Source organism: Plebeiibacterium sediminum (assembly GCF_026013605.1).
Lineage (GTDB): Bacteria > Bacteroidota > Bacteroidia > Bacteroidales > Marinilabiliaceae > Saccharicrinis > Saccharicrinis sediminus.
On the sequence record NZ_JAPDPJ010000070.1, the window covers coordinates 1 to 26,089 of the forward strand.

A 26,089-nucleotide genomic window follows, 5' to 3' on the forward strand; every position below is an offset into this window, starting at 1 on the left:
GAACAAGGAACAAGGTTAAAGTTTAAGTGATCAATGTCTTTAAAGTAAACTCCGTGTAACTCTGTGAAAAACCTCCATGCTCTCTGTGGTAAAAAAGAGAAAGGAACAAGGAGAAAGGAGAAAGATTAAAGCTTAAGTAAAAATGTCTTTAAAGAATGCTCCGCGTAACTCTGTAGTAACATTATTTATCAATCACACATCAAATATATCAGGTCTATTATCTATATTATATTATCAAAAGTCTATTTAAAACTCATGCCAATTCGCTTTATAACAACACTTTTTACACTCCTGTTTCTGAACCAGACCTGGTGTTTCAGTCAACTACCCGGCCCTTTATTGGAGGAAGTGAAAGAGTTAGAACAATTTTATGCTGAACGTAAAATTTTTGATACAAAAAAAGTAACTGAGATCAATCTGTTAAAGGAGCAGATTTTAAATTTTGATGGTCCGGATGTTGAAAAATATGAGTTATATAAACAATTGTATCTCCTGTATTTCTCATTTAAAAATACTGAAGCTTACAATTGTGCTCTATCAATGCAAAAACTGGCAAACAGTATTAAGCTGGAAGATTTACAAATTGAATCGCAATTATTTAAAGCAGACATATTACTCTGCTCTGGTCTTTTTAATGAAACCTTTGATGTACTAAACAACATTCAGCTTACTAAAGACATTAAATACATTGGTGAATATTATAAAATAAAAGCCCGCTTATATGGCGACTTAAAAATATACAACAGTCTCCCTGATTACAATCAGCAATACACACAGCTAAACGAGCGATACGCTGATTCATTAACAATGGTAGTTGACTCTGGCAGTATTGATTTTATGATGGCTTACACTTTTAAGTTAAAGAATAAAACAGCTATTAAAGATGCCATAACTAGATGTGAGAAAATACTGCAGGATAAGAATATCACACTTCATGAAAAAGCGATGCTTTACTCAAGTATGGCCTGGTGTGCAGAGCAAATTGACCTGCCCAATGATCAAATTAAATACCTATTAAAGAGTATTGAGTTTGACATTAAATCATCCACTTACGAAACCACTTCAAGCAGGGTATTGGCCCAACTTTTACTAAACGAAGGAGAAGTTGAATTGGCCCATAAATTTGCTGTTTATGCCATTGAAGATGCTGAGTTTTATGGAGCCATTCAAAGAAAGGCAGAGATTACACCTATCATTCCAATTATTGAAAACCAGTTGCTCCAATTACAACAGTTTAAAACAAGAGCTATTCTAGCAATTTCGCTGTTTATCTTATTGAGTTTGCTGGTCATTTTTTATATGTGGATAAGATTGAAGAAACAGCACAAAAAATTACAGAAAGCGCAGTTAAATATCAAAGAAAATAACGACTTGCTCTCACAGCAAAACTTAAAGCTCTCTGAATCTAACATTATCAAAGAAGAATACCTTACCAACTATTTTGAGTTAAGCACAGTATATTTTCATGAGATGGAAAATATGCAAAACAAGATTAAGAGTTTGTTACTTCAAAAAAAGTATACTGCTATTGAAAAATATTTGATGGCAAGTGGACCAAAAGAAGATAAGGAAAGGATGTTTGAACGTTTTGATAAACTCTTCTTAAATCTGTTTCCTAACTTCTTACCTGAGGTAAATAAAATTCTAACGGATCCAATTTCGGAAGAAGATATGAATCGACTTTCTTCTGAGATGAGAGTTTTTGCCTTAAACAGGTTAGGTATTACCAATACAGATAGAATAGCATCCATCTTAGGTGTATCGCGAAATACAATTTATACTTATCGAAACAGAATCAAATCAAAATCAACTTTAAATCCTGATGCATTTGATGAGTATGTGGTAAGTATAAATGCCAATTAAATGGTTTGCCATAACATATATTATTGGGATTTAAGGAAGGCTGTTTCTAACTAAAAAAAACAGCCCTTATCTTCATCTAAACAAAAATCTTCATTCAAACTCCAGATAATATTATTGCTCATACTCCCCAATAAAAACTCCGGATATATTCCAAGCACTAAACATATTTCCTTCAGGTTCTCCCAATGGTATATAAACTTTTAATTGATGTTTTCCTGATTTAAGAAATTCAGGAAAAGAAAAATATGGATGAGACACACTACCAGGACACCAACCAGAGCGACTACCATCTGAAGATGTTATTCCATTCCAAAAGTTACCCGATGCCGGATTAAATTTACGATAAGTACCGCAGTCTATACGCCAGGGAGTATAGCTAAAAAAAGGTACTGAATCTAAAAATACCTCATTCTTTTTAGGTAAATATTCATCACCATTGCCCCATCCTCCATGTCCTGTTGTTATATATTGAAACTGTATATTTTTAACTCCTTCAGGAACTTCAAAATCTACTGTGAGGGTATCATTACGGAACATAGTTCCATATTCCTGCCCTGCCATTTCCATAACATTAGTCGTGTTAAAAACAGGTTGAATCCAATATTTCTTTTGTGGTTCAGTTTTTCTTTCTTGTTCATTTAGATGATATTTCAAATTCAAACTTACCTTATGTCCTCCGCCATCATAATTTCCAACAAATACACCAATCCAACATTCATTTTGTAAAACTGGCAATAAATGACTTACATCTTCTTTGTATATTACAGAATCAGCCCACTCTATACCAACATCGCGTTTATCATTAAAGTAATTAACACCAAAAGGCGTAAAAAACCTCATTAATTCAATCAATGGATCATAATTATTAGTCATTACTACACCCTGATATTCTTTACCATCATTACGAAGATACTTAGGTAAAGAATCTACTCCATATCTTAATCCATCTAAAAAACTCTTATTCTTATCAACAGGAATTACAAAAACAGATCCTGTACGATCATAGGCATCTCCATTTGATTTTTCTGTTACCTCAACAAAAACAGAGGTACCATCTGGCACAACAGGTAGTTTTTTCTTTTTTAAAATAACAGTACCCCCTGCATATCGATAAAGTAAATCTGTAGAATCACAATCCGGGTTTTCAATATCATCTCCCCAATTGATTACCTGATTAGAAAACACTTCAATATTTTTTATAAAAGCATTTGCCAAGCGATTATTAAATTCCACTTCATCAACTTTCTTACCAAACTGTTCTGGTAAGAAATTAGTTTTGTTTCGCTTTCTTTTTATTGATATATCAGTAGCTTCCCAACCTGAATTTCCATTTCTAACATATTTAAGAACCAATCCGTGCTGATAAGGAAACCAATATAGCGGAGATCCTTTTATTCCAAGATCATCAGAAATCCATAATTCAATTTTGTTTGAAAACGAAGAGCCCACATATTTTTGACACTTATAGCCTAATATAAAATCACATTCGCCTTCAGGCTTAAAACTGCTCAAATCTCTAAAATCCATTTCAGTAAAAATGGAATCTTTCGCCATAAATATGGCTTGTCTATAAATATTTTCTTTCTTATAATCAAGATAGGTATATTTTAATGGTACTTCTGGAATTAAATCTTTATCAGAATTATCTATCCAACATCTTGCTACGTCATTGTCATATTCTAAAATTAACTTTTCCTTCCCTGTTTCTATAACTTCATTTTTCCAGGTTTGATAAACAACCCTTCCTGATTTGCTAAATGTGGCATTTTGTGAAAAAACAAAGATTTGTAATGTTAAACCCAGTATTAAGAATATAATTTTGTTCATTTAGAAAACTTTAAGGTAAATACAAACTTCAATTCACACTTATGTAATAAATACAAAGAGACCCAACAAACATGTGGGTCTCTTATATAAATTATGTGTAAAATATTTTAATATAAAATTAATTTACATCCCAAAAGATCTTTGTATCTCTATTATCCTTACTTTTTACTGAAGAGTAATTTTCAGAGTTATAATCTTTCTCATCATCCGGATATAACAATCTTGTTGCAGGAGTTTCATATCCACTCTTTGTATCATCTTCAAATGTTAATGTTGGATACCCTGTTCTTCTGTATTCTGACCATGCTTCAATAGATTGTAAAAGCCCTAATTGCAACCATTTTTGATCATAAATCATCTCTAACTGCTCAGCAGATGATTTAGAAGCATAATCTAAAGTCAAAATAAAATCATCAACCTCAGATGCTGCAGGATAACTAAGTGTTGTTAATCCAGATTCATTTAAATTATTTAAATAATAATAAAAATCAACTGATTCTCTTACTCCTTCTTCAAATGCTGTTTGTGCATCTCCTAAACTCCATCTTTTATATGCTTCTGCTTTTAAAAAGCTTACCTCGGATGCTGTCATCACAATACCTGGCAATTTAGAATTCATAAGGAAAGTTGCAGAATCTAAAATAGAATAATTCATATATTCCTGAGAAGCTTCTGCAGAAGGCATAGATACACTCATTGCTCCATAATTTTCATTTTGAACAAATACTCCATCTTCTGTAGTTCCATATTTATCAAACATTACAGGAATACGAGGATCATCATATGGAAGCATCAATGTGTTCAACATATAATCAGGAGCATAATGTCCATTAACTTCAACAAGTGCTGAGTGTAAAGAATTAGTATAATCTGTCAATGGTTCTAACAAGATATCCTCATCTTCAAGTAATGGATAAGATGCACTATTATTCAACATTGTAGTCACTGTTGATTGAGCTGTACTTTCATTACTATTTGAAATACGCATTAACAACCTAAGTCTTAATGAATTTGCATAACGTTGCCATTTATCTATACTTCCACTACTTAGTATATCATATTTAGAAAAAGTAGCATCTGTTGATGCTGAAGCAAAGTATGTTGCAGCATTCCCTAAATCTGAAATAAATTCTGTATAAAGCGCTTCCTGATCATCATATGCAGCAGCCTCGATAGTACTGGATGTAATTAAACTTCCTGCTTCAGAGTATGGAATATCACCCCATAAATCAACCATTTTGGAGGCCATATCTATTACAAAAACTTTACCTGCTTGCATAAAGATATCCATTTCAGCTTTTTCATCATCAGATAGACCAGCATAAGCAGTCTCCATAGCTCTATAAAGACCTAATGGACCACTACCATTACTATTGATATAAAAACTATTCCAATACTGAGCTGTGTAGCTTGTATTCATTTGATACTTACCAATTGAATTAGCAAAGTAATTGGTTTGCGAGTTTACACCAGTAGAAATTAACAACATGGTTCTGACATTCCAATAACTAGGACGAACCCTATCATGGTTAAGCATAGCAGCAAAAAATCCGGGAATACTTGCTTCCGTTGCCTTTTCCGGATCAGTGTATTTATCTACTAAATCATCCTTACAGGCCGATAACATTGTAACGAAAACCAGAGAAAATATAATAAAACTTTTTATTTTCATAATAATAATTGATTAAGGTTAGAAACTAGCATTTAAACTAAAACCAAAACTTCTTGAAGCAGCTGTTGAGCCTACATCAACACCTTGAGACCACCACTTACTTCCAAGAGGAGCTTCTGGATCAAGGTTTTCAAGAGTACGATAGATATAGAATAAATTTCTACCATAAAGAGAGAAGCGAATATTAGACATACCAACCTTTTCTGATATAGAGTTTGGCAATCTATACGATAGAGTAATCTCACGCATTTTAACATAACTATTATCGAAAATTGCTCCATCAATATTTCCCGGAACTTTACCCCAGTAATAATTCTCTAAATAATACATACCTGCACTAATAACCTGAGTATTATCTAAACCAGTATTTTCGTTTTTACCTTCCAACAAAACACCATCATCATAGGTTGCACCATTTAATTCATAAGAAAGACCACCATGTGCTTCGTCACGATATTTCATTGTATTTGCAAACAATCCAGCACTCTTCATGTATTTCTGACTAGGAGAAATCATTTGCCCACCAATTCTGTAGTCAATATTAAAATCTAATGAAAGATTCTTATATCTAACAGTATTTGAGAAACCTCCAATAAAATCAGGCATAATATTACCAGCTTTTACATATTTGGAATCATCAACAATATATAAACCATCATCACTAATTAAGTAATTTCCATCTGCATCTTTTTTCTTATCATACACATAGATATTACCTAGTTTTTCACCTTCTGCAGCTACTAACTTAATTGCAGACTGTTCTGCTGTATAGAATACAAGCTCTTTTGAAGCAGTATTCAAACTCTTCACTTTACTTGTATTCGTTGACCAGTTAAATCGAGCATCCCATTTCCAGTCTGTAGTTAAAACAGGTGTGAAATTTAAAGCAATCTCAATACCATTACTACCAATCTCTCCAACATTAACAATCTGACTAGATGCTCCTGTTGACACTGTAGTTGATAATCCTAATATCTGGTTTTTAACGGTATTATCATAATAACTAATATCAAATCCTAAGCGATTGTCTAAAAACTGAGTTTCCAAACCAACTTCAAACTCATGCTTCATCTCAGCTTTTAAATTTTCATTTCCATAACTTGAATCTAATGTAAGAACCGGAACTGATCCATTAATCGACTGTAATGATTGTTGTGTATATACAACATTAGATTCATAGGCTGGTGGTGCATTACCTACAACACCATAAGAAGCACGTAACTTACCATAGTTAAACTTTTCTGGTAAGTTTAACACATCACTAAATACGAAACTACCGTTTACCGAAGGATAAAAGTATGAATTATTATTCTCTGGCAAAGTAGATGCATATTCCTGACGAGCAGTACCTTCTAAGAATAAATAATTTTTATAATTTAAACTAAGAATACCTACATATGCATACTTTAATAGTTCTTTTCTTGCAAAAGATGTACTCAATACACCATATGAGTTATTTAAACTAAACCAGTTTTCAGTAACAAGTCCTGAAGTTGTTGCAGAGGATTCATCTTTATATTTTTCTTCCCTTGACTGAAAACCTGCTGTCGCAGTAAGATCCAAATCAGCTAACTTTTTATTATAAGAAAGTAATAAGTCTGTATAAAGAATATTATATATTCCTGTTGTTACTGAATAACCACCTGTACTGGAAGATGTACTATTCACAGAAGTAGGATTTGTATTATATTGCTTATTTTCAGAGCTTATTCCTGTAAAGTCATTACCAATACGACCTCTAAAGTGCAATCCATTAATTATATCCCAATTTAATGTACCACTAGAAATCAAACGATTTTCAGTTTCAACATACTTATTTTGCATTTGTTGCCAGAAAAATTCTAATAAGTTTGCTCCACTCATAGAAGAATAAAACTGATCATCAGAATATGTGGTACTTCCATAAGAATTATATTTATATCCATTAGAAGTTTTATACTTACGCTTCATCATAGACATATCCTGAGCTCTACTAAAGAAACCACTATATGATCCTAACACCTGTCCTAACTGATATGGACGGTTAGTTGTTTTAGTATTAATAAAGTTAGCATTAACATCAACACTTACTTTATCACTTAACTTAAATGTACTATTTAAACCTAAAGTATTTTTACCTTGCTCACTACCTTCCTGAGTACCTTTGTAATCTAATCTTGAATAAGTAAAACGATAGTTTACATGTTCATTTGCATTAGAAATAGCAAGGTTTGCATTAGAAGTAGATCCTGTTCTAAATATTTCTTTATAATTATCTGGTTGAGCAGAATATTTCCCTACAGATCCATCCCAAAATGTAACATCTCTTCCATCAAACTTGGGTCCAAAAGCAGTATAAGCACCCCAGTATGGACGAGAACCACCTTCGGCATTTTCATCGATATAAAATCCATCAGCATCAAAAGAGCTTGCATAACTAGTCCAATATTCTTTGTAATAATAACTTGGACCATAAGTATTTTGGAATTCCGGAGTATAAGCTACTTTATCTACACTATAGTTATAACCAAAATCAACACCTAAACCTTTTTTCTTTTCAGTTCCTTTTTTAGTAGTAATTACGATAACACCACTAGCTGCATCTGAACCATAAAGAGCTGTTGCACTTGCTCCTTTTAAAACATTTAAGCTTTCAATATCATTCGGGTTGATATCTAAAGCACCATTACCTCGAATACGCTGGTCATTCCAATAGTTGTTATTATTGGCTCCTTCTGCGCCATATTGGCCATCATTACGAATAATAACTCCATCAACAACATATAACGGCTGTTGGTTATAGTTCAAAGAGTTAATACCACGAATTTGCACATTACTTGCACTAGTTACCCCTCCAGGAGCTGTTGTAATTTTAACACCAGCAGCCTTACCATATAAAGCAGATGTAAAACTTGTAGCTCCTGATTCTGTTAATTGTTTAGAATCAATTTTACTCATTGAGTAACCTAAGGCTCTGGATTGACGTTTGATACCCATTGCAGTTACCACAACTTCACCCATTTCCAGAACATCCTCTGTCATCACTAATGAAATGGTTGTTTTACCTGCTACAGAAATTGTTTCTGTAAGATATCCAACAAATGAAAATTGCAACACACTTTCTTCAGATGGAACTACAATACTATATTTACCATCAAAATCAGAAATTACACCTTGTGTTGTTCCCTGAATAGCAACAGTAACTCCAATCAGAGGCTCTCCTGAGGAATCTTTAATTGTTCCGGTAACTGTTTTACTTACGCTTTGATTTCCATCACTATAATCACCCTCTTTTTCGGGGGCAGCCACAGCTTGTGCCGATGTAATGACGCACAAACCAATTAAAAGAAAAAACTTCAAAGAATCTCTGAATCTTCTCCTTTTAATCTCTACAATTTTGTTTTCCATAAACAAAGAAATTTAAGTTAATAATAATATTTTCCTTATGCGAATGATAAATTTCATTAAGTCTTTTAACTGGTATGCTCAGTATTGGCAGTAGGGTATTAATGAATACGACAATATGTATTTAACTTTGATAAAATTTCATCTCCTGCTCCTATTTTATATCCACTACTGTCATAAACCAATACTCCTTTTTTAGTTATTACAAACGCCATAGGGTATTCTTCAAAATTTGTCTTATGGACTGAATCCAAGAACGGACTCAACACCCCTTTTGTATCTTTTAAGAAAATGGTATTATCCGGTAATTCCTTGTAGTTTTCCAATTTAAAGCCTGATGTTAATTTTCCAGGTTCAACAATTAACACAATCTTACCGTTCCAAGTCTCGTATGATTCTTTGAGCCTGATTAAATCATTTACAAGGTGCTTTGTGGGCTCTCTATCCGGATCAATCCAAACCACCACACACCCTTCTCCTTGATCCAGGCTTAGCAATGAAATATCTTTTCCAGTTTTTAAATCCTGAAACTGTTGTTTTAAATCAACAACAACATTATGTGTTTTGCTATCTTCTACTGGATTTGCAAAGAGAATTGGAACATGAGTTGTTTCTCCTTCTTTCACCTCAAAATATGTTCTTTTAACCCAAACAGTACCATTAGACTCTCTACGACCTGTTACCATTAAATATTTGCCTGCATCTACATTTAATGTTGCCGGATACGAATCAAACATTTTACCATATTCATAATCCAGTGTATTAAACCTTCTACCGTCAAATTTTTCAATTGTAAACTGTAAATAATAATTAGGCTGAGGCTGCCCTTTTTGTTGAGGAACCCAATCTAAAACAAGTTCTCCTTGAGGATTTTGCTGTACCTTTAAGGTTTCGAATGATAAATCATTCCACACTCCTTTTTTCAACACCTGAGGTACATCTCTGGCTCCATCAAAACGAGAAGGTATACCAAAACTCCTTAAAGCAGCCACAAGGAAAACATCTCTGGATGTCTTATCTGCCACTCTTAACTCTAAAACACCAACAGGAAACATAGGATTACGTGAAGTACTTTCGTCAGTAACTAATGTAATACTATCTGTAATCCAATTAAGTAAAACAGTAATATCAGCTCGCGTATTTTGAATAAAATCTTTCCCAAAATACGATTGAAATGGCTCTTTATAAGGAGTTAATAACTCATTTTTAATTCTTGGGTTTAAAATATACTTATTAAACTCCTGTATATTTGCACTGTTTGAATCATCTGAATTTAAAAAATGATCCACCAATACCTGATAACGAACATCTCTTCTATCTTTATCAGCAATTACCGACAATAAACTTACAACCCGATCTTTATTTTCAGAAGAGTATTTATTTACAAATTCCTTAATCACTTGCCAGTTACCTCTACTATTCTTAAATATCTTTTGTAATTTTTCGTTATTAATATCCTGTTCTTTAGCAATTTTAAGAACCGATAATGAATCTATAAATGTACTTTCATAAGCACTTCTAATAGAATCTTCTTCATGTAGGCGACGTACATTTTCCTGAACGCCCTTATCTGTTGCTTCAGCAATTTTGCCAACAACCGGAGGTACCAAAGCAAATTCATCGCTTTTAATTACTGCATCATAGTTGTTTATTACAACAACAAATGTATCCTGATTAGCTACTGTTACTTTTTGAAAAGCAATTTTATCATCCTTTACAGCCCAAATCATTAAATCACCTAAACCGGTAAGCAAGGAACAAACTCCATCTTCGTTAGTATTTAATTTTGCTAAAGGATAAAATTCTGCATAATTATATAATTGAAATTCAACATTTGCATCTTGAACAGCATTACCTTCAGGATCTTTTACCTTAACATATAATCTTTTTGTTGGAGCATAATCAGGAATCACATTTAACTCGGTATACTTACTTGTTCTGGCAACTACATCATCGGTTGTGGTATAATCTCCAAATACTCGCGAATGCAGAAGCATTGCTCGTGTTGCAGGACCTGCAAACCATCCCATATCCAATTCAGGATCTGGCTCACAAGCACCAAGAAAATACCATTCTCCATCCGCCCACACTTCAACCCAGGCGTGATTATCATCAGAATGTGCCCATCTGGGTGTATAAATTTGTCGTGCAGGAATACCTACTGCCCTCAAAGCTGTAACTGTAAAAGTAGATTCTTCACCGCATCTTCCCAATGCTGTTCTAACTGTACTTAGTGGACCACTTGTCCTTATATCAGCAGGATGATACGAAACTTTTTCATGACACCAATGATTGACTTCCAATGCAGCATCATACATACTCATACCCTTAACCCTATCTTTTAGCTCTTTAAAGAATACTACTCTTGCACTATCCATATCCTCATTATTAATTCTATATGGTAATACAAAATGCAGGAATAAATCATCAGGAACTGTCTTTCCCCATGAAAATTCTGTTCTGGTTTTTAACGCATAACGCACTTGTGTAAGAAAAAAATCCTGATCATAGTTTGCCAAATCACTTAAAGGCATATATGCGTATAAAAACTCCAAAGCCTCCTTTTCAACATCATTAATATTCCTATTAAAAACAGCAAACAACTCATCTGCTCTATTCTTAGCCAGCTCTTTTTGCTTTAAAAACTGCTTATTTATTTCGGTTCTCTTATTTGCATCATGTTCTAAATGATGATTTGAACACCCCATTAAGAGATAGGCAAATAAACTAAGTAGTATAAATAAACTCTTATTTGACATAACTAAATACACTTCTAAATTTTAATGGTTAATAAAAAATCCCAAGACATATTGGATGTATTCATGATTCACAACACATATTTCAAATCACCAAATATTCCACCTTGTTAATTTTTCTTAATTATTTACAGTATTTTTAACTTTCATAAACACATAAAAAGCAACTCGTTTTTTCAATAAAACAGAAACTCCCTACATTCTAATTTTATTCCTATCTTATTTTTCCTCCCAAACATAAACAGAGGGCAAAAATTCCATTTTGATACATTTCATAATTCGCACCCCCTTTCTCAATAGCATTAAATTTATTTTTTGACTCTTTATTCACTCACACCCCTCCTATCGCAAACCCACTACATCTATCACTATCCTTCAGTTATAACAAAGCTAGTCCTTCATTATCGTTAGTACAAATTTATATATTACGCTAAAGCGGCTTTTTGTTAATCTTTAGCGATGTTACAAATATTGTTAATTTTGTTAATTTATGTTTTTACAGCCAATACAAATAGGCCTTTTAAGCGAAACGGATTAAGTATCTAATAAATATTCTTCTATTAAAGTGTATTATCCTTACTCGTTAGTTCCTTATACTTTTATTTTGGCTCTGCCATAAATGTTTTCATCAATTTTCAATAATTAATAACACCTTTCTAACTAAGCTTGAAAGTAACATATAACAGGACGACCTAAAGATTTTAAAACTTCAACAAGTACATAAGTAACATCCAAGATTATCCACCTATTGAACGATTATAATATGAAAACTGATATGGGCTAGAAACCAAAACTAAATAGGATTAATAATGAGATCAACAAAAGCAACATATGTAGTAATACGAAATAGATAATTATGCGATTTTTTCAAATTATACCGTAAACATCACTTCATCATGCCTCTTCACACACCTGTACACTCAAATTACCTAAACCCTAATTACCAACACCTTACATTTTGCAATATCTGTATTTTAGTTGTTACACTATCATAAATGCTTTATATTATATATGCTTAGTTTTAATTTTGAAGAACTGCATTTTAAGATAAAAACAAAATAAATAAAAGCATATGAAGAACATGATTAAAGTTGTAATAGCATGCTTACTGATATTTAATCTGGCAGCATGTTCAAATACAAACAACACCATTACCTCTCCGGATGGTAAAATTAAATTATCGTTTCATCTGGTACAAGGAGCACCAACTTATCAGGTAACCTATAATAACGATACTCTTGTAAACACTTCGCACCTTGGTTTTGAATTTAAAGAGCAAGGCAGTATGAAGGATCAATTTGAATTAATTGCTGCAACAGTAAATTCAGCAGATGAAACCTGGCAACAGCCATGGGGTGAAAACAAAACGATTCGTGATCAATACCATCAAATCAAAATCGAATTAAAAGAAGCCGGAGAAACCGGAAGATTATTAAACATCTTCTTTCGTGCATACAATGATGGAGCTGCATTCAGATATGAATTTCCTGAGCAGAAGAATCTAAAAGAGTTTGTGATCCAGAACGAAATGACAGAGTTTAATATTACAAACAATCCAACTACCTGGTGGATTGATGCCAACTATGACACCTACGAAAAGCTATATAAGTCAACTCCTATGAGTGAAGCTAAATGGGTGGCTACTCCGGTTACTATGGTAACTAAAAACAACACTCACATCAGTATTCATGAGGCTGCATTAACGGACTATTCAGGAATGACTTTAAAGCAAAATGAATCCGGAGCTTATGAGGCTGACCTTACACCTTGGTCTAACGGCGACAAAGTTCGTACTAAAGCGCCTATGGTTACACCTTGGAGAACCATTCAAATTGAAGACTCGGCAGCTGAATTGGTTGAAAGCAATTTAATAGTAAACCTTAATGAGCCTTGTAAAATTGAAGATGTTTCATGGATTGAGCCTATGAAATATATTGGTATTTGGTGGGGAATGCATATTGGAACGGAAACATGGTACACAGGGCCCCGACATGGAGCAACTACAGAAAAAGCTTTAGCTGATATTGATTTTGCTGCAGCAAATAACATTGAAGGTTTTGTTGTTGAAGGATGGAATCATGGTTGGGCAAAATGGGGTGCTGAAGGTGCTTTTGACCATGTTACTCCTGCTTCAGATTTCGATCTTGAAAAAGTAGCTGCCTACGCTAAAGAAAAAGGCGTAATGCTAATTGGTCACCACGAAACAGGTGGAGACATTCCTTCTTATGAAAAGTATATTGAAGATGCGTTTAAAATGTGTCAAAGATTGGGAATGCATGCTGTTAAAACAGGTTATGCAGGAGGTATTTTTCCAAGAGGAGAGCATCATCATGGACAGTTTATGGTACAACATTACCGCAGAGTGGTTGAGTTGGCTGCTAAATACCAAATTATGCTTGATGTTCACGAGCCTATTAAACCTACAGGTATTCGCAGAACATGGCCTAACATGATGACACGTGAAGGTGTAAGAGGTATGGAATGGAATGGCTGGAGTGATGGTAACCCACCTTCTCATACTGTAACAATTCCTTTTACAAGAGGATTAGCCGGTCCTACTGATTATACTCCCGGAACTTTTGATATTTTATATGCGAATGCTAAAAACAGAGTGAAGTGGAACGATCAGGACAAAGGAACCAGTAGAGTACATACCACTTTAGCAAAACAAATTGCCAACTTTGTAATTCTGTACAGTCCCCTTCAAATGGCAAGTGATATCCCTACCAACTACGAAGGTCATCCTGCTTTTCAGTTTTTCAGAGACTTTAATGCAGATAGCGATGAATCTAAAGTTTTAAATGGTGAAATTGGAAAATACATCACTGTAGCCCGCCGAAGTGGTGAGGAATGGTTTTTAGGTTCTGCTACTAATGAAGAAGCAAGAACTTTAGATGTTAAACTGAGCTTCCTTGAAGCCGGAAAAAACTACAAAGCTGAAATTTATCGCGATGGAGATGATGCAGATTATTTAACCAATCCACAATCGTACAAAATAGAGACTAAAGAGGTTAATGCTGAAACTACATTAAAACTTGTACTTGCACCAGGAGGTGGTCAGGCTATTCGTTTTGTAAAGTTATAATCTGTAACAATTAATTAATATAAACCACAAAGGCACTAAGCCACAAAGTTTTTTAATAAATTTCTTTGTGACCTGGTGTCTTTGTCGTTAATGGAAATTTCACTTCACAAACGCATTCCTCATGAATAAAATCCTTTCGTTAATTACATTCATCATTATACTATCCTTTTCTTTAAAAGCGCAAGATGGCTGGGAAATAACAACCCATTCAAAATCTGATTATGTTCCTACCTGTGTGGCAAACGGACAAATAGGAATTGTACCGGATGCTGAGCTTTTTGAAACACAAAAGGTTATTTTAAACCATGTTTTCGACCGCCAGAATAAAAATGATATTAGCAGAGTTTTAACCGGAATCAATCCTTTTAACCTCAAAGTATCAGTAAATAATCAATTACTAAAGCTTGATAATGTAAGCAATTGGCAGCAGACTTTAGATATGAAAAAGGCTGCTCTTCAATCCACATTTAATTTTCAGGATAAAGTAAAAGTAAGTTATTCTATACAGGAATTGCGCAATATGCCTTTTGGTGGATTAATACAAGTTCAAATAGAGGCTACTAAAAAGGTAACTTTGGATATCAGCAATATCATTAAAACTCCCGAACAATATAAGAATGTACAGTCCCGATTCAGAATACTAAAGGATCTGGATGTGAGAATGCCGGTTTTTCAAACTATCGCAGACAGTCCCTTTGAAGCCCATCAACTAGCAAGTGCTTCTGGTTTTATCTTTGATAACTCATTACCTGAATTCCGGGAGAATATTGAAGACCCATATCAATCCGCTTTATCATTTACCAAGACCTTAAATAAAGGTGAATCTTTTTCCTTTAGTTTAATGGGTTCTGTTTGCAACTCTCTGGACTTTAATGATCCTATTGGTGAATCAGAACGTTTTGTGGTTTATGCACAACAAACAGGTGTAGCAAACCTTTTACAAGGACATCAAAATAAATGGAACGAATTATGGGAAAGTGATATTATAATTGAGGGTGACAAAGAATCACAACTCGACGTTCGTTTTGCGTTATACAATTTATACTCCTTTCAACGTGATGACAATGACTTGAGTATCTCTCCTATGGGTTTATCATCACAAGGCTATAACGGTCATGTATTTTGGGATGCTGAAATATGGATGTATCCCCCACTCCTAGTGCTTCATCCTGAAATGGGAAAAACCATGATGAATTACAGGATAAACAGATTACCTGAGGCGATTGACAGAGCAAAAAACTACGGATTCCAAGGAGCTATGTTTCCATGGGAATCTGACTATTCAGGAGAGGAAGCAACGCCTACATGGTGCTTAACCGGTGTGATGGAACAACATATAACTGCTGACATAGGTATTGCTGCATGGAATTACTATTGTGTAACCAAAGACAAAGAATGGCTTAGAGAAAAAGGTTGGCCGGTATTAAAAAACGCTGCTGATTTTTGGTTCAGCAGAGCTACATTAAATAAAGATGGTTCGTATTCAATTAACAATGTGGTTGGTGCCAATGAATGGGCTCACGTGGTAAATAACAATGCATTTACCAATGGTTCGGTAAAAAAAGTGATGGAGTATGCCATTAATGCTGCTCAATTATTAGATAATGATATCCCCGATGAATGGCGTGATTTAAGAGATCAAATTAAAATTGAGCAATTCAGTGATGGAACCACAAAAGAACATGCTGACTACAATGGTGAAATTATTAAGCAGGCAGATGTGAATCTATTGGCTTATCCTTTACAAATCGTTACCGATCAAAAAAACATTTTAAAGGACTTAGAATATTACGAACCAAAACTTTCTGCGGAAGGTCCAGCCATGTCCTACTCTATTTTCAGTATTCTTTATGCCCGCTTAGGGAAACCAGGAAAAGCATTTGAATTATTCAAAAAGGCATATATACCAAATAAAAGAGCTCCGTTTGGTGTTTTAGCTGAATCCGCAACGAGTAACAATCCTTATTTTGCTACAGGGGCCGGAGGAATGCTTCAGGCTGTAATCTTTGGTTTTGCAGGATTAGAAATCACCCCCAATGGCATCATTCGCAATACCCCTTGTTTACCAAAGAAATGGAAATCATTAACCATTAAAGGAATTGGCGTGGATAAGGAAAAGTTAGTAGTTAAATAGTAGGCAGTGATGAGTCTTCAGTAAGCAGTAGGCAGTAGGCAGTCTATTGACTGTTGACTGAGTACTGTTGACTGAGTACTGTTGACTGAGTACTGAGGACTGAGAACTGAGGACTGTTGACTGAAGACTGTTGACTGAAGACTGTTGACTGAAGACTGAAGACTGTTGACTGAAGACTGAAAAACTATTCTGCCCAAACGGTATTTTATAGCGCAATAACCGCTTCGTTTTTTAAACCATTACCTTTATACTTAGTTTTACCATTATTACACTTAAAATAATATCAATGAGATTTTTAATTCCGCAATTGTTATTTGTGCTCATTTTAGCAGCATCTTGTAATACTTCATCCAATAAAACTGATGATGTAGATATTAAATTGGATATCATTAAACCTAGAGAGTATGTGGTTTGTAAAACAGAAACTCCGCTTACTATTGATGGTATTGCTGATGAAGAAGCCTGGAATAAGGTTCCTTTTACAGACTCATTTATTGATATAGAAGGTGTTAAAACGCCTAAATATGACACTAAAATTAAAATGCTTTGGGATGAGCAGTTCTTTTATGTTTATGCACAATTAAAAGAACCACATATCTGGGGTAATTTATACCAACGCGATACAGTTATCTTTTACAATAACGATTTTGAAGTATTTCTTGATCCTACTATGGATACTTATAATTATGGAGAAATTGAGGTGAATGTATTAAATACCATCTGGGACTTAAAACTTGATAAACCTTATCGTGTAAACGGCAATGCAGATAACAGCTGGAATCTGGATCGTTTAAAAAGTGCAGTTCAAATTTATGGAACCTTAAACAATCCAAATGATACAGATAGCTGCTGGACAGTTGAAATGGCTGTTCCTATGGATCGTATTATGGAATTAAAAAACACCGATGAAAAATTCCCTAAAGACGGTGAACAATGGAAAGTAAACTTTTCTCGTGTGGAGTGGGATTTTGATTTGGTGGATGGAAGATACGACCGCAAAAAACAAGACGAGAAATACCTGCCAGAGTATAACTGGGTATGGAGTAATCAGGGTGTAATTGCCATGCACGAACCAGAAAAATGGGGTATTGTACAATTCACTAATAGCAACACTCCTGATCAGATTGAAATTACAAAAGATAAAGACTTTGTATTTAAACAAACAGCATATGCTTTATTTCGTAAAACACATTACGGAGATATGAAAGATCTTTTACAAATGGAAGAAGGGTTTACCACAACTTACAAAGTAAAATCTGATGACACCTTAATCAAAGCCGTATTTACTAAAACAAAAAATGGTTTTGAGTACAAAGTTCCAGCTTATTGCGATAGTTATGTGATTAATGAAACAGGATATATTGAAACTAAATAATTAATTATAATGAAGAATACAGTATTACTATTATTATTTGCATGTTTAATCAGCTGTTGTCCGCAAGGAAAAACCACTGATGAAGTGAAGTGTGAGACTAAGAATTTTGTATTTGCTACATGGGCTCATGCAGATCATGGTGATTTTGATGCCGAAGAGTGGAATACTAAAATGGATTATTACAAATCTCTTGGTATTACAGAAGTTTTAATTAAAGGAGAACCTGAAGTTTTGGAACAAATTATTCCAATTGCTGCTGAAAGAGGAATTAAAATTCATGCCTGGATGTGGACTCTTAACCGTCCGGATGATACGATTGCAAACAAACACCCTGAATGGTATGCTGTAAACCGTGCCGGAAAAAATTCACTGGAGTACAGAGCTTATGTTGATTACTATCAGTGGTTGAGTCCTCACTCTCCCGGAGCAAGAGAATATATTAAAAGCAACGTTCGTAAATTAACTAAAGTAAAAGGTTTAGCTTCTATTCACCTGGATTACGTACGTTACGTAGATGTTATTTTAGGTGCAGATCTTCAGCCTGTTTACAATTTGGTGCAAGATCATGAAATGCCTGAATACGATTACGGATACCACCCATTGGCGCGTGAAGGTTACAAAAAGATTTTTGGCGTAGATCCTTTAGATATGGATCATCCTGAATTAAGCACAGAATGGAAACAATACCGTTTAAATGCGGTAACTACTTTGGTTAATGAATTGGTTGAAATAGCACACGAAAGTGGTAATAAAATGACTGCTGCAGTATTCCCATTCCCTGAAATGGCTCGTCAAATGGTTCGTCAGGCATGGAATGACTGGAACTTAGATGGCGCTTACCCAATGATCTATCAAAGCTTTTACCGTCAAAACATCAACTGGATTGGTTTTGCAACAGAACAAGGAGTTAAGGATGTTGATTTTCCTATTAACACAGGATTATATGAGCCTGCATTTAAAGACGGAGCTGAATTTGAGCAAGGTATTCGTTTAGCTAAAGAAAAAGGTGCAAGCGGAGTTGCTGTTTTTACTGCTGACGGTTTAAATGAAGAAAAGCAGGAAATATTAAAAAAGCTAAGTAAAGAATTTAAATAACCATTTGTCTTTGTTTTACCAAGTACCATTTAAATTGTACACTGGTTTAATAATTTGTTAAGTGAAGGCTGTTTCTGTATAGATTCAGCCTTTTTATATGGTCTTAAAAGTGTAAGTAATCCATCTATTTCAACCGCTTCAAACAATTTAAAAGATGTTCTGTTTTTAATGGTTTTTTAAGATAATCATCAAATACAACACTTCTATCCATATCTTGAATCTCAGCCCTATCGTATGACGACAGTGCAATAATAAAAGATGAAGGGTATTTGCGTCTGATTTCTCTATTTACTTCAATACCATTTTTTCGGGGTAAGTTTATATCCAGTAGAATAAAATCATATTTTTTGTCCAGTCCTTTTTCTATTCCTTCAATGCCAGTACTTGCGATTTCATTATTGATACCTAAATGACTTAATTCGTTAGTCGTACTTTGCAGATTCAAAAAATTATCCTCAATTACTAATGCTTCTAACTGTTTTTCTTTAATTACATCCAACAAACTTTCTTCTTCATTTTCTTGACCTGCCGATAAAGTAAACCAAAATGTAGAACCTATACCAAGCTGGCTTTCTACACCTATTTTTCCTTTATTTAAATCAATAAATTCCTTGCATAACAACAACCCGAGTCCTGTTCCTCTTTCCCCCATTGTACCTGAAGAACTGATATCTTCACCCAGTTTAAATAGTTTCGAAGTCATCTCTTTGGTCATTCCCACACCTGTGTCAATTACTGATACTTTGATCTCATCATTCACCATTTCAGCTTTTAAAGTTATGGTACCTCCCGGACTTGTAAATTTTATGGCATTTGAAATTAGGTTACGGATAACCGTATTTATCGTTGGAATATCGGCATACACATAAACATCATCGTTTTCGTTGTGTAAAACGAGTTCTACTTCCTTTTTATTTGCACTTAACTCTAATGATGAAATCGATTTCTTTATTATTTGATTGATGTTAAAGTTTGTTGGATCAATTTCCAATTGATTTTTTTGCGCTTGTGCCCAGGTTAGTAATTCAAGTAATAGTTCGTATGTGTTTTGCGACGAAATACGTAGATGATTAAACAGTTGGCCTTTTATATCTTCCCATTCAAAAGAATTCAATATGTTAGCAATATTTCCAATAGGTCCATTCAGGTCATGTGCAATAATGGAGAAAAATTTATCTTTTTCTCGATAAGCCCTTTCTAACTCTTTATTGATTTTACGTATAGATCTGTTTTTAAGAATAATCACAAACAGTATAGATATAAAGAATAAACTGATATAAATTAACTTTCTGTAATCAAAGGATTGTTCAACTTTAATTGCCACCCATTTTCCTACTATAGACTTTATTTGTTCTTCTTTAATCTGATCTAAAGCTTTTTGCATAATGGAATTTAATAACGGTTCATCATCCCGGGAAGCCACACAAAATTGTGCACCAAACTCTAAACGACCTGCTACCTTTAAATCAAGCATTCCATTATTTTGAATTGTATAAGCTATCGTTGGTAAAACATCTACAAACCCAAACAATTCACCTTTTTGTACTCTTTCCAAACCTTCTTTTGCACTTTTAACCTCTACAATATCAATACTTGGATGCTTTTGTTTTAATAACTGGATGTAAATATAACCTTCTACAACTCCTATTTTCCGGTTTTTAAGTTCACTACTTTCCTGAATAAAAAACTCATCGTTTTTAGTTGTGATAACCAGCGTTTCGAAAATATACGGTTTGGTAAAATTCATAAACTCACTACGTTTTTCTGAATATCCAACCAGAGGAATAATATCACATTGCCTATTTTTTAAGTTTTCTAAGGTTTGTGTCCATGATTCTGTAGAAACTAATTCAATTGGTTTGTTTATGATTTTAGAAATCATTTGAACTATATCTGCACTAATCCCTTTAAATTGTCCGTTTTTATCAATTTGCTCAAAGGGCATCCAGTTAGGATCAACACACATTTTCACAGACTCTTTTTGATCCAGATATTCTTTTTCTTCTTCTGAAAGTAAAAGATCTTTATGAATACGGGTAATGTCTCCAAGCCATTTTTCCCTCAGCATATCTTTCTCCTCTTCAGTAACTGTTAACATTGCTTTTTGAAGCACACTTTGTAATAAAGGATAATCTTTCCTTACGCCTATGTGCAAAGATGGATTTACTTCAGATTGATTAGGTTCTATAAAATCAACAAGCTTTAGGTTATAAACCTGGTATTGTTTTACGTTATAGTGAAAAATATATGCGTTTTCAATTACAGCATCTACTTTTCTACTTGCTAAGGCTTTAATGATTTCCCTGGAACCCGGAAGTTCAACGATTTCAATATCCGGAAATTTGTTTTTAATATAAGGTATGCTGGCATCTTCGTGGTGAATCCCAACTTTTATTCCCCCTTTCAGATCATCAATACTATTTAGGCTTGTATTATCCTCAATACTGTATAGACTCATTGAAGTTTTAAAATAAGGTGCAGTATACAGCGTGTAAGGTTCTCTTTGAGGATTTTTATAGAGAATGGGCATTACATCAATTTTACGTTTCTTGAAAAGCTCAAAAAGATTTCCCCAGCGATAATCACTTACATACTCAATGTGTAACCCCAATTTAGCCGCTAACAATTGCATATGCTCAATACAATATCCTTTGGGAATACCGTCTTCAATATAATCGAATGGTGGCCATGATTCCTGATTTGCAACTTTTATAACAGGATGAGATTCTAAAAACGCTTTCTCTTCTTTAGTTAAAGAATTTAAAAGCATCTTATCCTGACTTGGGATATCACCTTGTTGCGCATTTGATATTTGTAAGAAACAAAACAGAGATAATATGATTAACACACTATAACTATGTCTGCTAATCAGATTAATGAATTGTTTTATACTGATTTCTATTATGTATTTCTTGCACAAATAATCGTTCATTCAGACTTTGTCTATATCTTAACACCTGATTACAATATGGAATAATGCCACATTTACAACAACATTATAATTATTATTTCTCCGGTTATAATTATTAAATAATGATCTCTTTTACTTCTTGAAGTTAATAAACTTCGGACAATAATATTGAGAAATATCTCGTGTTGGTCGAATGTACTGGATTTCTCTACAAATGTTTCGTTGAGTAGCCAAAAATACCTGCATAATTAGATAAAGAACTCATTATAGTTGATGAATCGGCATGTACAAAAAAAAGGAATTGCAATAAACGATAAGAATGCATAGATGTTCTGTATAAACAAATGTCTTATCTACAACAATTGCTTTACATTTGGTCGGTAACTTCTTCCTATAGGCAAATCTGTATCACCAATACTTATATAATCATTATTTGATGCAGTAATATGTGCTTTATTTAAAATAAACGAACGATGTATCCTGATAAACGTATCTGCTGGTAACCGTTTTTGAATGGCGCTAATTCGTTCATTACTTTTGATTTCTTTACCCTTAGTATGAACAATAATATAATCGGCTAAACTTTCTATATATTGAATGGTATCGTACTGAATACTTATTTTCTTTCGGTTACTGATAATCTCCAGTAAACTAACACTTTTTAATTTCTGTTCTTCGGCGTACGCATTAATCTTATGGTGTGCTGCAGACAATTGCTTAAACATAAGAATAGTACTTGTTCCAAAAACAAATAAATACAACACTGAAAATAGTAAAACTGTATCTGAAGCATTGGGAGCCACCTTATGAAAATTGAAATGGCCCAGCAGTATAAATGAAAAAACCACCAGGTAAGATTCCAACAAAAGCGAAACCGCAACCGTTAAACCACTATATAATGAAAACTGAAGATACTTGCGCGTAATTAAGTAACGTGGAACCAGGTAAAAATTAAAAAAATAAACCACACTAATTACTATTGGCGTTAAAATACTAACGTAAGTAAATGCCGCAAAAACATTACCCCACGAATGTCCAAATATTAAAGACAGTGCAACAATAACGATCAGTAAAAAAATCAGATGATATTTTAGCTTCTTAAGTTTTCCAAACATATTTATACCTGATATTATGGTTTATGTGCTAAATTAACCATTTTTATCAATGACGTATATAAATACAGGGATACGACAGCTAAACAGCCGTTTTCGACATTGTAAAAAAGCAGTGCATCAGCTTACTTTATCTCATTACTAATTTTTAAAATATTCTGTTATGTTAGAACTGTTTTATATGGGAGGACCATTGTTTATGGGTGTATTATCAGTATTTCTGTTATTGATTATTGCAGGTATTATTTATACGTTACGCTCCAGGTCGAAAGAGAAGCTTAATGCAAGACTGAAACAAATTAAGTATGTGGGAATTTTAGCACTTACATTCGGAATCCTGGGTCAGGTTTTGGGACTTTACCAGGCATTTTCGTATTTAGGCGAAGTTGGTAGTGTAAAACCTCAGGTGATGTATTCCGGCCTTAAAGTGTCAACCATTCCTACCATGTATGGTATGATGATTTACATTATTTCTTTAGTTCCACTAATTACTATGAAGTGCTTACATGCATGGAAGAAATAATTAAAATAAAAGGAAGTCTATTCCCTAAAAAGGTTGACTTCCTTTTAATATTTTTTATAGACCTTATACTTTCCTTAATCTGTCCACAGTAATCACTCTAAAAGTGTTTGAATTAATCGTTATTCTGATATGATCATCTGAACTGGTGACATAATAATTCTTGCCAGTTTTTATATAGGATGCTTCACTGGTCTTTTTCAATATTGTATCTATCAACTGCTCAATCTGTACTTTGGATAAGTCTGTTGCCAATTTTTTATTGATGCGTTGATAAACGAGCTCTGTATAGCACAAGTTCTCAATAATAAGGCGTTTTGTATTTGTCATTATAAATCTAATTTGGAGTACCGATCCACTGTGGGCCATCACACTACTCTATTTCATCAATATTCCCTCTCACATCGTAAGAAATACGCACATCTCCAATTTGATCTATTTTACCCTTAGCATCATATTGAATGCTTGTTGATCCTATTTGTGTTAACCTTCCTTTTATATCATACATAAAAGATTCTGAGTCGATATCATCTATCCTTCCCTTTACATCATATGATATAGAAACATTACCTACCTGATCCACACGACCTTTAAAATCATACGACACCGATCCATTGGTAAGTATAGCAAAATCCACAATATTTCCCTCTGGAACAATAGATACCTGAAAACTGGATTCTACAACAGTTATCTTAACCTCCCCTTCAGGAGTTGCTGAAGTATAAACATGCTGCTGAGCCATTACAATAGACGAAACACTCATAAGGAGTGCAATAAATAAAACAGTAAGTAAACGGTAATTTTTCATGTTTGTGGGGTATTAATTTGAGTTTGTATTTTAGTTGCTAGGCTTATAATTTTATTAATATCTGCAGACGGCATCAATATTTCCTGTGACAGTTAAAAAAGTTAAGGGATTAAACTCATCTTTTAATCATATAACTTATTATTGGGCGTTTTTCTCTAATTCTGATTTTAAATAATCTAGTCCATATTCACTACACGACGCATCATGAATTCTATAGAAATCTTTGTTAATAAGTAACACATAAAACCTATCAAAAGAGAAACATTCTATTATATCATATTTATCATTTGATTTTGCATAATATTCCCATAGACTATAGGTTTTTAACAAGTCTCCATATAATTTTCCTGTTTTATATTCAATAATTTCTTTTTGCGTTTTTCTTTTTCCTATTAACTTCGGAATTCCAATCTTATAAAAAAATTCCTTTGATTCTTTATGAATATAAATTGTATCATAGGATGTAATATGACCGTCATAACCTCTATATAATATTTTTAATGTGTCATTTTCTCCTAAATTCTGCAATATTGATTTGTCCAATGACCAATCTTTCTTTTTATAAATATTGTATAACCCATGAGGGTGTATATTCAAAATAATTCTTTTTGATAAAATTATTACAGTATCAAATTTATCTCCTAGTGTGGAAGTAAACTCTAACGTATATTCCCCACTTGAAATGTTTTCAATAATATCTTTTTTTTCTGGTAATATATTCAAGCTATCATTGAATAAACGTACTGTTTTTAAAGGAAAGAAGTAATCATTTGAATTATTATAGTTTATCTTCAGTGAATGAGTATTCTGTGAGTACCCTATAATGCAAATAAAACATAAAATAATTGATACAAATATTTTCATAAAACCAAATTCAATTTATTATTATTCAAACCTAATATTACAACATGGATTCAATAGAATTTATAATTTGTGGTGTGGCTTATTATTCAAATAATCCAGTTCTCATAACATACCAATCTTCATTTATTACTTCAATAATTTCTCGCTGCATATTATCAGACGTTAGTCCATGTCTTGGGTTATATATCATTGATTCGTATTCTTGAGGAAGTAAATTCCATGCGAACTCAACATATTTCTCTTTTCTAATTAGTAGAGTACCTGAAATGGGATTAATCACATCTTTAAATTCTCTATTTTTATTAATGCTAATAATTAATCTGTTTGAGAAATCTCTCATTATAGAGGGAAAAATTCCAACAAATAATAAAATCATAATAACTACAGGTCCTATTTTTTTATCTCGGACAAATAATTGTACTATAACAATAGCAAAGACTGAAAACCAAGGAGTAAAGAAAGACACTCTCTGTATAAAACTAATTATATAATCTGGTAGATTTGGTATAGGTAGATATTCTAATAAACCAATAAGAGATATTAAAATGTAAAGTAAATAGGTTATCTTCCTATTTCTTCTTGTTCTGTTGGCTATTTCGGTTTGATTTATGCCACTAATATCGGTCGGTGTATGCCAATGATTTCGGTTTAAAACAGGCCAGTTTATAGTCTCTATTTAACAG

16 protein-coding genes are annotated in these 26,089 nt (G+C 33.4%); 6 read left to right on the forward strand and 10 right to left on the reverse strand.

Annotated elements, in window-relative coordinates:
• Positions 1–255 precede the first annotated feature (255 nt).
• Complete coding sequence (locus OM075_RS20610) at positions 256–1,863, forward strand: DUF6377 domain-containing protein (protein WP_301192443.1); 1,608 nt, start codon at positions 256–258, stop codon at positions 1,861–1,863.
• Between the two features lie 111 nt (positions 1,864–1,974).
• On the opposite strand, the gene OM075_RS20615 is transcribed toward OM075_RS20610, so the two are convergent.
• From OM075_RS20615 to OM075_RS20630, 4 genes are all read right to left on the reverse strand, one after another.
• Positions 1,975–3,690 (reverse strand): PNGase F N-terminal domain-containing protein, encoded by a 1,716-nt coding sequence (locus OM075_RS20615; protein ID WP_301192444.1) that lies wholly within the window; start codon positions 3,688–3,690, stop codon positions 1,975–1,977.
• A gap of 118 nt (positions 3,691–3,808) precedes the next feature.
• Positions 3,809–5,362 (reverse strand): SusD/RagB family nutrient-binding outer membrane lipoprotein, encoded by a 1,554-nt coding sequence (locus tag OM075_RS20620; protein WP_301192445.1) that lies wholly within the window; start codon positions 5,360–5,362, stop codon positions 3,809–3,811.
• Positions 5,363–5,380: 18 nt separating this feature from the next.
• On the reverse strand, positions 5,381–8,749 hold the full coding sequence (locus OM075_RS20625) for a SusC/RagA family TonB-linked outer membrane protein (RefSeq protein ID WP_301192446.1): 3,369 nt from the start codon (positions 8,747–8,749) through the stop codon (positions 5,381–5,383).
• A 98-nt stretch (positions 8,750–8,847) separates the two neighbouring features.
• Positions 8,848–11,505, reverse strand: a complete 2,658-nt coding sequence (locus OM075_RS20630; RefSeq protein ID WP_301192447.1) for a transglutaminase-like domain-containing protein — start codon at positions 11,503–11,505, stop codon at positions 8,848–8,850.
• A 1,069-nt stretch (positions 11,506–12,574) separates the two neighbouring features.
• Here OM075_RS20630 and OM075_RS20635 point away from each other — a divergent pair.
• The 4 genes from OM075_RS20635 (at position 12,575) to OM075_RS20650 (ending at position 19,191) form a co-directional block, all read left to right on the forward strand.
• Positions 12,575–14,587 (forward strand): glycoside hydrolase family 97 protein, encoded by a 2,013-nt coding sequence (locus OM075_RS20635; protein WP_301192448.1) that lies wholly within the window; start codon positions 12,575–12,577, stop codon positions 14,585–14,587.
• Between the two features lie 121 nt (positions 14,588–14,708).
• Positions 14,709–16,721: a kojibiose hydrolase gene (locus tag OM075_RS20640; RefSeq protein ID WP_301192449.1), complete on the forward strand. Its 2,013-nt coding sequence runs from the start codon at positions 14,709–14,711 to the stop codon at positions 16,719–16,721.
• A 286-nt stretch (positions 16,722–17,007) separates the two neighbouring features.
• Positions 17,008–18,096: a carbohydrate-binding family 9-like protein gene (locus tag OM075_RS20645; protein WP_301192450.1), complete on the forward strand. Its 1,089-nt coding sequence runs from the start codon at positions 17,008–17,010 to the stop codon at positions 18,094–18,096.
• A gap of 9 nt (positions 18,097–18,105) precedes the next feature.
• Positions 18,106–19,191 carry a family 10 glycosylhydrolase gene (locus OM075_RS20650; protein WP_301192451.1) on the forward strand — a complete coding sequence of 362 codons (1,086 nt, stop codon included), beginning with the start codon at positions 18,106–18,108 and terminating at the stop codon, positions 19,189–19,191.
• Positions 19,192–19,315: 124 nt separating this feature from the next.
• On the opposite strand, the gene OM075_RS20655 is transcribed toward OM075_RS20650, so the two are convergent.
• Positions 19,316–22,123 carry a transporter substrate-binding domain-containing protein gene (locus tag OM075_RS20655; RefSeq protein WP_301192452.1) on the reverse strand — a complete coding sequence of 936 codons (2,808 nt, stop codon included), beginning with the start codon at positions 22,121–22,123 and terminating at the stop codon, positions 19,316–19,318.
• A gap of 332 nt (positions 22,124–22,455) precedes the next feature.
• A complete protein-coding gene (locus OM075_RS20660) occupies positions 22,456–23,217 on the reverse strand; it encodes a LytR/AlgR family response regulator transcription factor (protein WP_301192453.1) in 762 nt (253 codons plus the stop codon).
• A 160-nt stretch (positions 23,218–23,377) separates the two neighbouring features.
• Here OM075_RS20660 and OM075_RS20665 point away from each other — a divergent pair, with 160 nt between their 5' ends.
• Positions 23,378–23,737 carry a MotA/TolQ/ExbB proton channel family protein gene (locus OM075_RS20665; RefSeq protein ID WP_301192454.1) on the forward strand — a complete coding sequence of 120 codons (360 nt, stop codon included), beginning with the start codon at positions 23,378–23,380 and terminating at the stop codon, positions 23,735–23,737.
• Between the two features lie 63 nt (positions 23,738–23,800).
• On the opposite strand, the gene OM075_RS20670 is transcribed toward OM075_RS20665, so the two are convergent.
• The 4 genes from OM075_RS20670 to OM075_RS20685 all read right to left on the reverse strand — a co-directional run bounded on the left by OM075_RS20670 (position 23,801) and on the right by OM075_RS20685 (position 25,746).
• On the reverse strand, positions 23,801–24,064 hold the full coding sequence (locus tag OM075_RS20670; protein ID WP_301192455.1) for a DUF3781 domain-containing protein: 264 nt from the start codon (positions 24,062–24,064) through the stop codon (positions 23,801–23,803).
• 43 nt (positions 24,065–24,107) lie between these two features.
• Complete coding sequence (locus OM075_RS20675; RefSeq protein WP_301192456.1) at positions 24,108–24,542, reverse strand: hypothetical protein; 435 nt, start codon at positions 24,540–24,542, stop codon at positions 24,108–24,110.
• 138 nt (positions 24,543–24,680) lie between these two features.
• Positions 24,681–25,406 carry a hypothetical protein gene (locus OM075_RS20680; RefSeq protein WP_301192457.1) on the reverse strand — a complete coding sequence of 242 codons (726 nt, stop codon included), beginning with the start codon at positions 25,404–25,406 and terminating at the stop codon, positions 24,681–24,683.
• 82 nt (positions 25,407–25,488) lie between these two features.
• The gene (locus OM075_RS20685) at positions 25,489–25,746 is read right to left on the reverse strand and encodes a hypothetical protein (protein WP_301192458.1); all 258 of its coding nucleotides are present in this window, start codon (positions 25,744–25,746) and stop codon (positions 25,489–25,491) included.
• Positions 25,747–26,089: the final 343 nt, after the last annotated feature.